This is a genomic window from Actinotalea sp. JY-7876 (genome assembly GCF_014042015.1).
GTDB lineage: Bacteria > Actinomycetota > Actinomycetes > Actinomycetales > Cellulomonadaceae > Actinotalea.
In genome coordinates this window covers 3,346,116-3,359,382 of the sequence record NZ_CP059493.1, presented here as the reverse complement: position 1 = coordinate 3,359,382, position 13,267 = coordinate 3,346,116, and the positions used below count along the sequence as shown (strand labels likewise).

Below are 13,267 nucleotides of genomic sequence, written 5' to 3'. Positions count from 1 at the left end.
CCCCACCCGCCCCACCCACCCGCCCCACCCACCCACCCGCCCCACCCCAGCCCGCCGAGTACGTCCGTTCGACGTGAGGACGTCCGGTGCGGCGGACGTACTCGGTGGGAACGGACGTGGTCGTCGGCAGGCGTGGGTGGGGCCAGCCGGGCAGGCGGGCCCGGGCGGGCGGATATGGGCTGGCGTCCGGGTGCGGGCGCGGGGGACGCTCGGGGCGTGACGACTTCCACCGCGCACGTGAGCGTCGTCGAGCTCTCGGCCGACGACGACTGGGCGCTCGAGGGCACGGTCCTGGTCAGCGACGCCATCGACCTCGCGCTCTACGGCCACGCCGACTTCTCCATCGACGTCCCCACGGTGCGCGCCTCGATGAAGACGAATGCGTACCGCCGCGTGCACCGGTTCGTCGCCGTGCGCGACGGCGAGCGTCGGGCGGAGGCGGTCGTCGGCCGCGGCTTCGTCCACCTGCCCCTCGTCGGGGACACCCACACGGCCCAGGTCTACGTGGGCGTCCACCCGGAGCACCGCCGGCAGGGCATCGGGTCGGTGCTGTGGGACGCGTGCCTGGGCACCGCGCGTGCCGCCGGCCGCTCGGTGATCCACGCCGAGCCGGCCTATGCGCCCGAGCCGCCGCCGGGCCCCGGCACGCTCGAGGCGCCGACGGGCAGCGGCCGCATCCCCGTCGACGACGACACGACCCGCTTCGTCCAGGCCCGCGGCTTCTCCCTCGAGCAGGTCGTGCGCCAGTCGCTCCTGGAGCTGCCGGTCCCTGCCGAGGTGCTCGCGCCGCTGCTCGCGGAGGCGACCCGCGCGGCCGGGCCCGACTACGTCCTGCACGCGTGGGAGGACGCCGTGCCGGACGAGTGGCTCGACGGGCTCGCGATGCTCGAGACGCGGATGAGCACCGACGCGCCGAGCGCGGGGCTCGACGTCCACGAGGACCCGTGGGACGCGGAGCGCATGCGGGTCGGGCTCGCGGAGCGCGCCGAGCGCGACGAGTCCTACGTCGTCGTCGCGGCCGAGCACGTCCCCACGAGGTCGCTCGCCGCGTTCACGATGGTCGAGCTGCCGCGGGCGCGTCCCGAGGTCGTCTACCAGGACGACACGCTCGTGCTGCGGGAGCACCGCGGGCGGCGGCTCGGGATGCTGGTCAAGGCCACGATGCTCGAGGAGCTCGCCGTCCGCCGGCCCCGCGCGCGGCGTGTCCACACGTGGAACGCCGAGGAGAACGCCTTCATGCTCGGCATCAACGTCGCGCTCGGCTTCCGGCCGGCGTCGGTGGACGCGGTGTGGCAGCTGCGTCTGGATCATGACGAGCGAGCGTCGCAGGACGGTGGCACCCTCGGACGATGACGTTCGAGTCGCGACACCTGAGCGTGCGGATCGACCGCCCGGCGACGGAGGTCTACGCCTTCGCGTCCAACCCCGCCAACCTGCCGCGGTGGGCACCCGGACTGGGGTCCGAGGTCGTGCACGAGCGCGGCGGCTGGTTCGTGCAGACACCAGCCGGCCGCGCCCGGGTCACCTTCGCCCCGCCGAACGAGTACGGCATCCTCGACCACGAGGTCCTCACGCCCGCCGGCGAGGCCGTGCACGTGCCGCTCCGCGTCCTGACCGCGGGGGACGGGAGCGAGGTGGTCTTCACGCTGCGTGCGGCGCCGGGCATGACGGCGGCCGACCTCGAGCGCGACGCCGCGCTCGTGACCGCCGACCTCCAGCGCCTCAAGCGGGTCCTGGAGGGCCGCCCCTGACGAGGAGCCCGGTCAGCGCGTGACCGGTTGGCGCAGGATCGTCCGCAGCCTCGCGGGCGCCGTGCGCCGGGGGTCGCTGAGGTAGATCTCGTGGTGTCTGCCCGTCAGGCTCAGGCCCTGCGCGGGGACGAACTCGTGGTGCAGCGCGTCGAGCACCGGGCCCTCGTCGTCGTACGGGCCGACGTGGAGCGTCTGGACGCTCAGACCCTCGTCCAGCTCCTCGAGGCGGACGTCGTCGAGGGTCGGCGCGCCGCCCTTGCGGGCGACCGTGGCCCGGGCGGCCTCGACGTGCTCGGCGCCCAGCCACGACGGCGCCAGGATCATCAGCGTCCAGTCCCACTGCGCCTTGTCCCGCCGGCTGGTGAACGCGGCCATGTCCTGCGCCCACCACAGCGCCTCGAGCGGCATGACGGTGTAGTCGCGGCCGAGCTCGACCTTGCTGAGGAACTTCAGCGCGTACGCCAGCGGGTAGAGCGAGCTCACCGCGTCGCGGTACGCCGACGACGTGTTCGGGTCGCCGTGGCCGTCCACCATGAGAAAGCTCGCGGGCGGCACGGTGACGAGCGAGAACGTCCCGCGCCGGGCCGTGTAGGTGCCCAGCTCGCGCTTGAGGTCGACCTTCATCGCGCCTCCTCTCCGGCGCCATCGTGGCGGACGACGGCGGCGGTGACCACCCGCGGGTCACGCGCGCTTGCGCAGCGCGAGCACGGCGAGCACGACGGACCCGACGCACCACGTGACCAGGACCGCCAGGGACCGTCCGGAGATGTCGAACGCGTCGGGCGCCAGGCCGGTGCGGACCAGCTGCGCCATGGGCTCGATGGGGAGCCAGGCGTGCGCGTCCTGCAGCCACTGCGGCATGCGCTCCGCGGGGTAGCTCACCGGCGAGAACAGGAGGACCACGAACACCAGCGCCTGCGTGACGAGCTGGGCGAGCGCCGGCGGGAGGAGCGAGGCGATCGCGTACCCGACGGAGGCGGCGGTCAGGGAGACGAGCAGGGCCGCGGGAACGAGCCACGGCGCGGGCGCGAGGTCGATGTCGAAGCGCAGCAGTCCGGCGACGATGCCGAGCACCATGCCGGGCAGCGCGAGCAGGGTCCAGACGAGCAGGTCGGACGCGAGGAACGCGGCGCGTGGCACGGGCAGCGTGCGGAGCCAGTCGAGGCTCCCCTCGGTGCGCGACTGAGAGAGCAGCTGCGGGGTGAGGACCAGCCCGATCGTGATCAGCGTGATGGTCGGCGCACCGGTGGCCAGGTACAGGGCGGTCCGTGGGTCGGGATCCCCGACGAGCAGGCCGTAGCCGATCACGGTCGCCACGGCGATGAACGCCTGCACCACGACCATGAGCGGCAGGTACTGCGTCTGGCGGCGGAACTGCCACTGCATCAGCAGCAGCGTCTGGCGCAGGGCGGTCCGCGGACCGGCAGGCAGGGGCGTGCCGGTCGTGAGGGGACCGGTCAGGGGCAGCGCGGTCATGCCGCGACCTCCTCGGTGGTGGTGGTGTGCTGGGCCTCGCCGACCAGGTGGACGTACACGTCCTCGAGCGAGGCTGGGGTCAGGGCGTACCGCTCGGCGCGCCCGGAGTCGACCTGCGCCTGCGCCCACGCGACGACGTCGGCCGCCCGGTCGGCAGGCACGACGCCCGCCGCGCGCAGACGTCCGGTCGCGCCGGGGCGCACGGCCGGGTGCCAGGCGACGGGGGCGTCGTCGGCGAGGTCGAGGTCGAGCGTCAGGGAGCCGCGCAGCGAGGCGGTCAGGCCGGCGGGCGTGTCCGTCGCGAGCACGACGCCGTGGTCGAGGATGGCCAGGTGGTCCACCACACGCTCGGCCTCGCGGACGTTGTGCGTGACGAGCAGCACCGCGTGGCCCGCGTCGGCCAGGCCCCGGATCTGCTCCCAGAGCAGGCGCCGTCGCACCGGGTCGACGTCGTTCGTGGGCTCGTCGAGCACGACGAGGGCGCCGGGCTGCACGGCCGTCATCGCGAACGCGGTGAGCCGCGCGATGCCGCCGGAGACCTTCTCGGCCGGCGTGTCCGCCCACGGGCCCAGGTCCAGCGCGTCGAGGAGGGCCTCCGCGCGCCGCCGCACCCGGGAGCGCTCGCCCCCGCGGATGCGGCCGACGAGCTCGATGGCGCGGCGCGGAGTGAGCCCGGTGATCGGCACGTTGGCTTGCGCCTGGATCGACGTCAGCCGCCGCGCGACCTCGGGCCGCGCGACCGCGTCCACACCGGCGAGCGTGATGGATCCGGCGTCCGGCCGCACCAGGCCCACCACCTGGTGCACGAGCGTCGTCTTGCCCGCGCCGTTGTGGCCGAGCAGGCCCACGACCTGCCCGGCGGCCAGGTCCAGGTCCACCCCGTCGTTGGCCTGGACGCCCTGGGGCCCGCCGTACCGCTTGCTCAGCCCGCGAACGCGGAGCAGCACCTCGGAGGTCATCGGAATCTCCATTCTGGTCGGTAGGTGCTCAACGGTAGACACACATACCGATCGGAATCAAGCACTGGATACCGAGCGGTGTACCGATCGGTATCCGTCGGGTAGCCTCGGGTCATGACCCAGGACCCGAAGGACCCCCAGGACTCGATCGGCGCGGCGACCCGCGCGCTCGCGGACGCCACGGCCAGCCTGACCCGGCTCCTGGGCGAGCACGCGCGCTCCGTGATGCCCGAGGTGGGCGAGGCCGTCGCGTCGTCGCTGCGGGAGGCGGCCCGCGGCCTCGCCGAAGCCTCCGAGGCGGCGTCGCGGGCGACGACGTCGGGCGGCTCCTCCGCCGAGGAGCGGCGACGCCAGAAGGTCGACCGCACGCGCGCCGACCTGCTGGAGGCGGCCGCGCGGGTGATCGCGGCGAAGGGCTACGAGGGCGCGTCGGTGGGCGACATCGCCGCCGAGGCCGGGTACACGAAGGGCGCCGTGTACGCGCACTTCGGGTCGAAGGAGGAGGTCTTCCTCGCGCTCGCGTCGGACATGCTCCGGGTCACGATCGACTCACCCGGCGCCACCATCCCGGGGGTCACGGTCGACGGGGTCGACCAGGACGCGGTCGCGGAGTGGCTCACCAGCGTGATGGACGACCACCGCATCCTGCTCTCGCTCGAGTTCCTCGCCTACGGGCTGCGCCATCCCGAGGCGTCGGGGGAGCTCGCTCGCCTGCACGTGACCTCGCACGAGGTGCTCGCGGACCAGATCGCCGAGGTGCGCCGGGCGCGGCGCGGCGACGACGCCGAGCCCGGCACCACGCAGGACGACTTCGACACCGCGCTCGCGGTCATCAGCGTCATCAACGTGGCGACGCTGGAGGGCCGGCTCACCGGGTCGCCGCGCCTGTCGCCGCGGGCCGGCGCGCGCGTCATCGCGAAGCTGCTGGGCTGAGGGGCGACGCCTCAGGGTGCCGCCGGCGCCCGCACCGCGGCGGCGCGCTCGGTGAGGTGTCGGCGCTCGGCGTCGCTGCGGACGAGGGCGAGCGCCCGGTCGAACGACGCGAGCGCCGCCTCGCGCCGGCCGAGGCGAGCGAGCAGCTCGGCGCGCACCGCGGGCAGGCGGTGGTGGTGCGGGAGCAGGGCTTCCAGCCCGTCCAGGAGCGTGAGACCCGCCGCCGGACCGTCGGCCTCCGCCACCGCGACCGCGCGTGCCAGCCGCACGACGGGCGACCCGGTGTGCGCCTCGAGCGCCGCGTAGTGGCGCGCGATGACGGGCCACCGGGTCGCGTCCGCCGTCGTCGCGCGGGCGTGCTCCGCGGCGATGAGCGCCTGGAGCCGGTACTCCTCCGCGCGCCCCGTGGTCGGCGCCAGGCCGGCGAGGAGCGTCAGACCGGCGTCGATGTCGTCGTGGTCCCAGCGGGACCGGTCCTGGTCCGGCAGCAGGACGAGGGCGCCGTCCGCGTCGGTCCGTGACCCGCGCCGCGAGTGCTGGAGCAGCAGGAGCGCGAGCAGCGCGCGGGTCGTCGGGCGGCCGGGCAGCTGCTCGTCGAGAAGGCGCGTGAGGCGGATGGCCTCGTCGGCGAGGTCCACCCGCAGGCCGCGGTCGCGGGGACCGGGGTGGTAGCCGGCCGTGAACAGCAGGTACAGGACCGTCGCGACCGCCTCGAGGCGCTCCTCGAGGCGCTCGGGCGGCGGCGTCGTGAGCCGGATGCCCGTGGTCGCGAGGCGCTTCTTCGCTCGGGTCAGGCGCGCGGCCGCCGTCGGCTCCTGGAGCAGGAGGAGCGCCGCGATGTCGGGCACGTCGAGGCCGACGACGAAGCGCAGCGTCAGGGCCACGCGGGCGTCCGGGGCGAGCGCCGGGTGGCAGCAGGTGAGGATCAGCCGCAGGCGCTCGTCCTCGACGTGGGCGCCCGGGTCGACCGTCGCCGCCGCCTCCTCGCGGAGCTGCGCGTCGACCAGGACGAGCGGCTCCTTGCGCCGGTGGACCGCCTCCGAGCGCAGCACGTCGACCGCTCGCCGGCGTGCGGCCGTGAGCAGCCACCCGCCCGGGTTCGTCGGGACGCCCGCCGCCGGCCAGGTGCGCGCCGCGGCCGCGAACGCGTCGGCGACCGCGTCCTCGGCCAGGTCGGCGCGGGCCGTCTGCCGCAGGACGAGGCCGACGAGGCGGCCCCAGTGCTCGCGCCACGCGAGCTCCAGGGCCGCCCCGACCGGCCCGCCGTCCTCGTCCGTCACGCGACCGCCGTCAGTCCATGTCGGCGACGGGACGGATCTCGAGCGTGTACTCGGGCAGCAGGCGGCAGAGGTCGGTCACCGCGTCGAGGTCCGGGGCGTCGAGCAGGTAGAAGCCGCCGAGCTGCTCGGCGGTCTCCGCGAACGGCCCCTCCGAGATGTCCACGTGCTCGCCGCGGCGACGGACCGTCGTCGCGGACGCGACGCCGACCAGGGCCTCGCCGGCCAGCATCGTGCAGCCACGCTCGGGGACGGCCGCGGAGAATGCCTCGTGCTCGGCGTAGTAGCGCTCCTGCTCGGCGGGGGTGGCGTCGCGCCAGACCGACTCGTCCTGGTAGATGAGCACGAGGAACTTCACGACGCCACCTGCTCGGCGGCCGCCGCGCCGGACTGCGGCTGGTCGGTGGGGCGCACGATCGGCCGGATCTCGACGGCGCCGGTACCGGCGAGCATGGCGGCGAGCCGCGCGAGGTCCTGCACGTCGGCGGTCCGGATCACGTAGTAGCCGCCGAGCTGCTCCACGGTCTCGGTGAACGGGCCCTCGGTGACCTGGACCTCGCCCTCGCGGGACCGCACGACCAGCGACGTCTCGCTGAGCCGCAGCTCCTCGCCGCCGAGGATCTCGTGGCCGCGCTCACCGCACAGCCGGGAGAACTCGTCGTGCTCGCCGTACGCCTGCGCCACCGCGGCCTCGTCGGCGTCGCGCCACTCGCGCTCGTCGCCGTGCAGCAGCAGCACGTAGTCCCGGGTGGTGCTCATCGTTCCTCCTCGCGTCCGACGACTCCTGGTGGCGCCGTCGGAAGCATGACGGGCGCCGGGGGCCGGAATCGACACCCTCGCCGGGCGAGTCGACGCGGGGCGCGACGTGGGCGCGTGACCGGGCGGACGGCTCAGGCGTTCTCGCGGCGGAACGTCGCGGTGCCCCACCACACGGCCAGCACGAACATCACGATGGACCAGGCGGTGCCCCAGACCAGGCCGGAGCTCGCGAAGTCGCCGGCGAAGGAGGAGCGCACCCCGTCGACGACGTGCCGGATCGGCATGAAGTCGCTCGCGCTCTGCAGCCACGCCGGGCCGATGGTCATCGGCAGCAGGATCCCCGAGAGCAGGAGGACCGGCATCATCACCATGTTGATGACCGGGGCCATGACGTCCTCGGACTTGGTGGTCAGCGCGAGCGCGTTGGACGCCGCTGCGCACGCCCCGCCCAGCAGGAGGGTGAGGACCACGCCGAGCACGATGCCCCCGCCGGACGCGACCATCCCGAGCAGGTACCCGAGGCCCACCAGGATCAGCGCCTGCACGAAGAGCTGGAGCAGGTCGCGGTAGAGGCGGCCGACCAGCAGCGCCGTGCGGCTGGCCGGCGTCACCCGCTCCGCCTCGATGACGCCCTCGCGCCACTCGCCGATCAGGCTGAACCCCGCGAAGAAGGCGCCGAAGACGCCGAGCTGGACGAGCATGCCCGGCACGAAGAACGTGTACGCGTTCGTCGCCCCGAACTGCCCGATGAGCGGCTCGAGGAGGGGCCCGAAGAGCAGCAGGTAGAGGATCGGCTGCAGCATCCCGATGATCACCCACGCCGGGTTGCGCAGGTTCATCCGCAGCTGGCGGCGGAACACGATGACGCTCTCCCGGAAGAACGACGACGGCGTGCCGCCCGGCACGGCGAGGTCGGCGGAGAGGGCGGGTGCGGTGGCGGTCATCGGTCGGCTCCTGGCGTGGTCGGTGTCGCGGCGGGCGCGCCGGTGCTCGCGCCGGCGGCGGCCGGCTCGAGGTCGGGCTCGCCGGCGCCGGCGTCGGTGCCGCCCGTCGGCTCGGTGGCGGACTCGGCGTCGCGCAGGCTGCGCCCGGTGAGGGCGAGGAAGACGTCGTCGAGCGTCGGTCGGAGCACGCCGATCGACTCGAGGCCGATGCCCGACGTGTCGAGGTCCCGCAGGAAGCCCTGGAGCGTCCGGCCGGCACGCGGCACGCGGCCGCGCACGTGGTTGCCGTCCACCTCGACGGTGGTGCCGGCGAGTGCCGCGAGACGCTCCGCCGCCCGGGACGCGAGCGTGGCGTCCACGAGCTCGAGCTCGACGAGGTCCCCGGCGACCTGCGCCTTGAGGTTGTCGGCCGTGTCGGACGCGACGATGCGGCCGCGGTCGATGATGACGATGCGGTCCGAGAGCGCGTCGGCCTCGTCGAGGTAGTGGGTCGTGAGCAGGACCGTCACGCCGAGGCGGTCGCGCAGGCCTCGGATGTGCTCCCACAGGTTGGCGCGCGCTTGGGGGTCGAGCCCCGTCGTCGGCTCGTCGAGGAAGACGAGCTGCGGCTCGTGGATGAGCCCCATGACCACGTCGAGCCGCCGCTTCTGCCCCCCGGACATGTTCTTGGGCATGCGGGTCCACAGCCCGGGCAGGTCCATCTGCTCGAACAGGTGGCGACCGCGCCGCTCGACGACCGACTTGGGCAGGCCGTAGAGCATCCCGTGGTCGACCACCTCGTCACCGGCCCGGGCGCCGCTGTAGGCGCCGCCCGACTGCGAGACGTAGCCGATGCTCCGCCGGACCTGCACCGACTCGCGGACCACGTCGTAGCCCGCCACGCGCGCCGTGCCCTCGGTCGGGCGCAGGAGCGTCGTGAGCATGCGCAGCGTCGTCGTCTTGCCGGCGCCGTTCGGGCCGAGGAAGCCGACGACCTCGCCCTCCGCGACGTCGAGGTCCACGCCGTCGACCGCGCGCACCTCGCTCTTGGTCCTGCCCTGGCGGGCCAGGAACGTCTGGACCAGCCCTCGTGCCTCGATCATGCGTCCCCCAGGTGTTCAAACTTGAACATCACTCATGCTGCGACCGGCGTCACAGCGATGTCAACGGATTCCGGCGCCGGCCCTGGAGACCAGACCCGGTCCGGGCCGCCGACTCATCGGGTGCGAGCCGCCGGGTCGGTGCCTGACCGGGCGAGCGTCCCACCGGCGTCCGACACGGCCGGGTCGCCCGGCGCGGTACGTCCCCGGCGCGCCGGGTCAGCCGGCGCGCGTCCTGAGCAGGGCCCGGTATCGGGCCTGGTCGGCGGCCATCTGCCACCCCGGGTCGTCCGCCGCGGGCTGCCAGCGCATCGGCTCCCCGGCGAACGCGAGGCCGCCGCGCGCGACGACGTCGACGAGGTCACGCACCCAGGTGCGCTCGAGCTCGGCGAGTCCCAGCTGGAGCTCGAGGACGCGCTCGACGTGCGGTGGCGAGGTGACGTCCGCCGTGGCGTGCGCCCGCCGCAGGGCCTCGACGTGGGCGTCGAGCCGCGAGGCGCGCGTGGCGAGGTGCTCCCGCACGACGTCGCGCGGGAAGAGCAAGCACATGCTCATGGCCGTGTGCACGGGCAGCGGGTTGAGCGGGTCGACGGTCGTCAACGCGTGCTCGAAGAGCCGGGAGAGCTCCTCGCGCCCCGACGGCGTCGTCGTGTAGACCGCGACCGAGCGGCCGCCGTCCTGCAGGTCCGCCCGCTCCAGGTGGCCCTGCTTGGCCAGCGTCGCCAGGCTCGAGTACACCGATCCCGGCAGGACGTGGGCCCAGTCGCCGACGCCCCACGACATGAGCTCGCGGCGGATCTGGTAGCCGTTGACCGGCTCGAACAGGCGCACGGCCCCCAGCACCAGGAGCCGGGTCTCGGGCGCCGCCATGCGGGGAGTCTAGGTCGCGCGCCCCGTCGCCGCCCTTCCTCGTGAGCACGGGCGTGACCCTCGACGGACGCGTGATTGTCCTCGAGCCGGACGGGTGACGTGCGAGGGCGAGAGGCGACTGCCCGCCGGACGACGTCGGGACGGGACGTCAGGAGCGGGCGGCCGCGCGCGGCGTGGGGACACCGGGGGCGAGGGGCGCGAGAGCGTCCGCGGGGCCGGGGCGGCCGAAGTACCAGCCCTGGGCCTCGTCGACGCGCAGCTGTCGCAGCGCCGCGACGTCGGCCGCGGTCTCGACACCCTCCGCGACGACCGTCGTGCCGTTCCCGTGGGCGAACGCCACGAGCGCCTCGACGAGCGTGGTCAGCACCGGGTCGGCGCTGACGCCGTCGACGATGCTCCGGTCCAGCTTGATGACGTCCGGGGCGCACAGGACGATGTGGCGCAGGGACGCGAAACCCGCGCCGACGTCGTCGATCGCGAGCCGCATGCCGGCCGCGCGGGGCCCGGCGAGGGCCGAGCGCAGGGCGTCGTAGTCCTCGACCGGGGAGTGCTCGGACAGCTCCAGGACGACCCGGTCCAGCGGCAACCGCCGCAGGAAGCGCGCGCACGCTCGCGAGAGCAGGACCGCCGGCGACACGTTGAGGGCGAGGTGCCCCTCGATCGCAGCGAGGTGCTCCGCGGCCCGCTCGAGCGCGAGCAGCTCGAGGCGCTCGCCCAGGTCCACGTCGTGGGCCTCGGCGAAGACGACGTCGGGCGTGGTCCGCCAGTCGGCCGGGAAGCGCGCCAGCGCCTCCGCGCCGGTGCGCAGGCCGGTCCCGAGGTCGACGATCGGCTGCAGGAGGATCCTCGGTCCGCCGGCCCGCATCATCGGGACCAGGCGGTGCTCGATGGCCTCGCGGCGCTCGCGCTCGCGGACGCCGGGCTCGATGATCATCGCGGCGGCGGACGCGAGGACCTTGAGCAGGGCCGCGTCGCGCTCGGAGAGGTTGCGCTCGGGGGTGAGGCCGGCGGCGCAGAACGTGCCGTAGAGCCGTCCGTCGCTCAGCGTCACTGGCACCGAGACGTAGCTCCGGAAGTGCGCGAACCGTGCCGCGGGTTGCTTCATCGCGGCCGGGTGGTCGCGGATGTCGGGCATGACCTCCGGCGCGTCGCCGTCGAGCACGGTCTTGCAGAGCGTGGTGTCGCGGCGCTGCCGTGCGCCGTCGCTCAGGAAGACGGGCAGCGAGGTGTCGACGACTTCCATGATCTGCGTGTCGCCCTGGATCCTCGTGAGGAACGAGACGCTCAGTCCGAGCGCCTCCCGCGCCTGGCGCAGCAGCGTTGCGACCTGGTGCTCCGCCTCGGACCTCTGTCGCCGCGCCACGCCTGCTCCGCCCCCGTGCGACACCGTGCCACCCGTTCGGTCGCCCATCGGCCGGTCCGCGCCGGTGGTGAGGCAAACCCGCGCGTCGGCCGCGACCAGCTCAGGCGTTCTCGGGTCGGCGGCGCTGGGGGTGGGGCGTGCGGCCCTCGGCGAGCGCCGCGACGAACTCGGCGATCTTGCGCTCGCGGGTCTCGGCCCGCTTGACGGCGCCGATCGGGTAGAGGATCGCGTACCGGTTACCGGAGGTCAGGACGTCCCACCAGGCCTGGGCGCGCGGCTCGGCGGCGAGGGCCGCCAGGAGGTCCTCGGGGACCTCGATCGTCGCCGGACCGGCGTACGCGGTGTCCCAGCGGCCGTCCGCCCGGGCGGCGTCGACCTGCGCGCGTCCGGCCGGGGTCATTCGGCCCTCGGCCTCCAGCCGGCCGACCCGCTCGACGTTGATCGCGGACCACCGGGAGCGCGCGCGCCGCGGCGTCATGCGCTGGAACGACGACTCGGCGTCGCGCGACCGCGCCTGGCCGTCGATCCAGCCGAAGCAGAGGCACTCCAGCACGGCCTGCTCGTAGGTGAGCGAGGTGACGGTGCCGCCCTTGCGCGTCAGCGCGAGCCAGACGCCGTCGGCGGACGCGTGGTTGTCCTGCAACCAGGCGCGCCACGCGGCGGCGTCGGGCACGACCAGCTCCGGCAGCTCGATGGCCATCCCGCCATGGTGCCCGACCCCACCGACACGCCCCACCCCGACGTCGCCCTCCCGCTGTCGCCGTCCTCCGCCCCGGCCCCGCCCACCGACCGCACCGCTCGCCGACCACGTCCGTTCCCACCGACCACGTCCGCTGCGGAGGACGAGCTGGGTGGGAACGGACGTGGTCGCTGCCGGGGCGCGGCGGACCGACGTGGTCGCCGGCGTCCAGGGCGCGGCGGCCAGCGCGCCTTCCGGAGGCAGCCGGTGCGGCGTAGCGTCGGCGGCGCGCCGGGGAGTCCGGCGGTCTGCGTGCGGGGAGGGGTTCATGGCGTCCTTCACCGGGTCGGACGACCTGCGCGGCGCGGAGTTCCGCGGCGTCGACCTCACGGGCGCCCGGCTCGTGAACTGCGACCTGTCCGGGGCGGTGATCCGCGGCGCCGACGTCGCCGGTGCCGAGATCGACGCCCCGTGGCTGTACGACGGCTCGCTGGTGGTCAACGGCGTCGACGTCGCGCCGTTGGTCGACGCGGAGCTGAACCGGCGCTTCCCCGGCCGCGGCGAGCGATACGCGCAGGACCCGGACGGCCTGCGTGCTGCCTGGGCGGCGCTCGAGCGGACCTGGGAGGGAACCATCGAGCGCGCCGCGTCGATGCCGGCGGGGACCGTGGACGCCCAGGTCGACGGCGAGTGGTCCTTCGCCCAGACGCTCCGGCACCTCGTGATGGCGACGGACACCTGGCTCGGCCGCGGGATCCTCGAGCGGGAGCAGCCGTACCACCCGGTCGGCCAGCCCAACGGCGAGTACGAGACCGACGGCTACGACATGTCCGGGTTCTCCCTGCAGGCGCCGTCGTACGCGGAGGTGCTCGAGGCCCGGGCGGACCGGGTCGCGATGGTGCGCGACTTCCTCGCCGGCGTGACGTCGTCGGACCTCGACGTCCCGCGCAGCAACCCCTGGGGGCCCGACCAGCCCGAGACCACGCGCTCGTGCCTTCACGTGATCCTCGAGGAGGTGTGGGAGCACCACCGCTACGCCGTGCGCGACCTAGACGCGATCGCGGCGGACCCGTCCCTCACCCCCTGACCGCGCCGCCCTGGCGTCCGAGCTCGTCCGTTCCACGTGACCACGTCCCCCACGGCGGACGTGGTCGGCGGGAACGGACGTGCTCGCGGT

General features: G+C 74.5%; 15 protein-coding genes. 4 read left to right on the top strand and 11 right to left on the bottom strand.

The window, feature by feature from the left end:
• Positions 1-216 precede the first annotated feature (216 nt).
• Both H2O74_RS15545 and H2O74_RS15540 read left to right on the top strand, forming a co-directional pair.
• Positions 217-1,353, top strand: coding sequence for a GNAT family N-acetyltransferase (locus H2O74_RS15545; protein ID WP_182112401.1), 1,137 nt, complete (start codon positions 217-219; stop codon positions 1,351-1,353).
• The gene (locus H2O74_RS15540; protein WP_182112400.1) at positions 1,350-1,751 is read left to right on the top strand and encodes an SRPBCC family protein; all 402 of its coding nucleotides are present in this window, start codon (positions 1,350-1,352) and stop codon (positions 1,749-1,751) included. The genes H2O74_RS15545 and H2O74_RS15540 overlap by 4 nt, the downstream gene beginning before the upstream one ends.
• Positions 1,752-1,763: 12 nt before the next feature.
• Here H2O74_RS15540 and H2O74_RS15535 read toward each other — a convergent pair whose 3' ends face one another.
• From H2O74_RS15535 to H2O74_RS15525, 3 genes are read right to left on the bottom strand one after another with little or no spacing between them, the layout of a single operon-like run.
• Positions 1,764-2,375: a GyrI-like domain-containing protein gene (locus tag H2O74_RS15535; RefSeq protein ID WP_182112399.1), complete on the bottom strand. Its 612-nt coding sequence runs from the start codon at positions 2,373-2,375 to the stop codon at positions 1,764-1,766.
• 57 nt (positions 2,376-2,432) lie between these two features.
• A complete protein-coding gene (locus H2O74_RS15530; protein WP_182112398.1) occupies positions 2,433-3,227 on the bottom strand; it encodes an ABC transporter permease in 795 nt (264 codons plus the stop codon).
• Positions 3,224-4,186, bottom strand: a complete 963-nt coding sequence (locus H2O74_RS15525; protein WP_182112397.1) for an ABC transporter ATP-binding protein — start codon at positions 4,184-4,186, stop codon at positions 3,224-3,226. The genes H2O74_RS15530 and H2O74_RS15525 overlap by 4 nt, the downstream gene beginning before the upstream one ends.
• Before the next feature lie 114 nt (positions 4,187-4,300).
• On the opposite strand from H2O74_RS15525, the gene H2O74_RS15520 reads away from it, so the two are divergent.
• Entirely contained in the window at positions 4,301-5,119 is an 819-nt protein-coding gene (locus H2O74_RS15520; RefSeq protein ID WP_182112396.1) for a TetR/AcrR family transcriptional regulator, read from the top strand.
• An 11-nt stretch (positions 5,120-5,130) separates the two neighbouring features.
• On the opposite strand, the gene H2O74_RS15515 is transcribed toward H2O74_RS15520, so the two are convergent.
• The 8 genes from H2O74_RS15515 to H2O74_RS15480 form a co-directional block, all read right to left on the bottom strand.
• Entirely contained in the window at positions 5,131-6,399 is a 1,269-nt protein-coding gene (locus tag H2O74_RS15515; RefSeq protein ID WP_182112395.1) for an RNA polymerase sigma factor, read from the bottom strand.
• A 10-nt stretch (positions 6,400-6,409) separates the two neighbouring features.
• Complete coding sequence (locus H2O74_RS15510) at positions 6,410-6,754, bottom strand: YciI family protein (protein ID WP_182112394.1); 345 nt, start codon at positions 6,752-6,754, stop codon at positions 6,410-6,412.
• Positions 6,751-7,155 carry a YciI family protein gene (locus tag H2O74_RS15505; protein WP_182112393.1) on the bottom strand — a complete coding sequence of 135 codons (405 nt, stop codon included), beginning with the start codon at positions 7,153-7,155 and terminating at the stop codon, positions 6,751-6,753. The genes H2O74_RS15510 and H2O74_RS15505 overlap by 4 nt, the downstream gene beginning before the upstream one ends.
• A 131-nt stretch (positions 7,156-7,286) precedes the next feature.
• Positions 7,287-8,099 carry an ABC transporter permease gene (locus H2O74_RS15500; protein WP_182112392.1) on the bottom strand — a complete coding sequence of 271 codons (813 nt, stop codon included), beginning with the start codon at positions 8,097-8,099 and terminating at the stop codon, positions 7,287-7,289.
• Positions 8,096-9,181: an ATP-binding cassette domain-containing protein gene (locus tag H2O74_RS15495; RefSeq protein WP_182112391.1), complete on the bottom strand. Its 1,086-nt coding sequence runs from the start codon at positions 9,179-9,181 to the stop codon at positions 8,096-8,098. The genes H2O74_RS15500 and H2O74_RS15495 overlap by 4 nt, the downstream gene beginning before the upstream one ends.
• Positions 9,182-9,397: 216 nt before the next feature.
• Positions 9,398-10,048 carry a PadR family transcriptional regulator gene (locus H2O74_RS15490; protein ID WP_182112390.1) on the bottom strand — a complete coding sequence of 217 codons (651 nt, stop codon included), beginning with the start codon at positions 10,046-10,048 and terminating at the stop codon, positions 9,398-9,400.
• 148 nt (positions 10,049-10,196) lie between these two features.
• Positions 10,197-11,411, bottom strand: coding sequence for an EAL domain-containing protein (locus H2O74_RS15485; RefSeq protein ID WP_220457982.1), 1,215 nt, complete (start codon positions 11,409-11,411; stop codon positions 10,197-10,199).
• 100 nt (positions 11,412-11,511) lie between these two features.
• Positions 11,512-12,111: a YdeI family protein gene (locus tag H2O74_RS15480; RefSeq protein WP_182112388.1), complete on the bottom strand. Its 600-nt coding sequence runs from the start codon at positions 12,109-12,111 to the stop codon at positions 11,512-11,514.
• A 307-nt stretch (positions 12,112-12,418) separates the two neighbouring features.
• On the opposite strand from H2O74_RS15480, the gene H2O74_RS15475 reads away from it, so the two are divergent.
• Positions 12,419-13,177 carry a DinB family protein gene (locus H2O74_RS15475; RefSeq protein WP_182112387.1) on the top strand — a complete coding sequence of 253 codons (759 nt, stop codon included), beginning with the start codon at positions 12,419-12,421 and terminating at the stop codon, positions 13,175-13,177.
• Positions 13,178-13,267 lie beyond the last annotated feature (90 nt).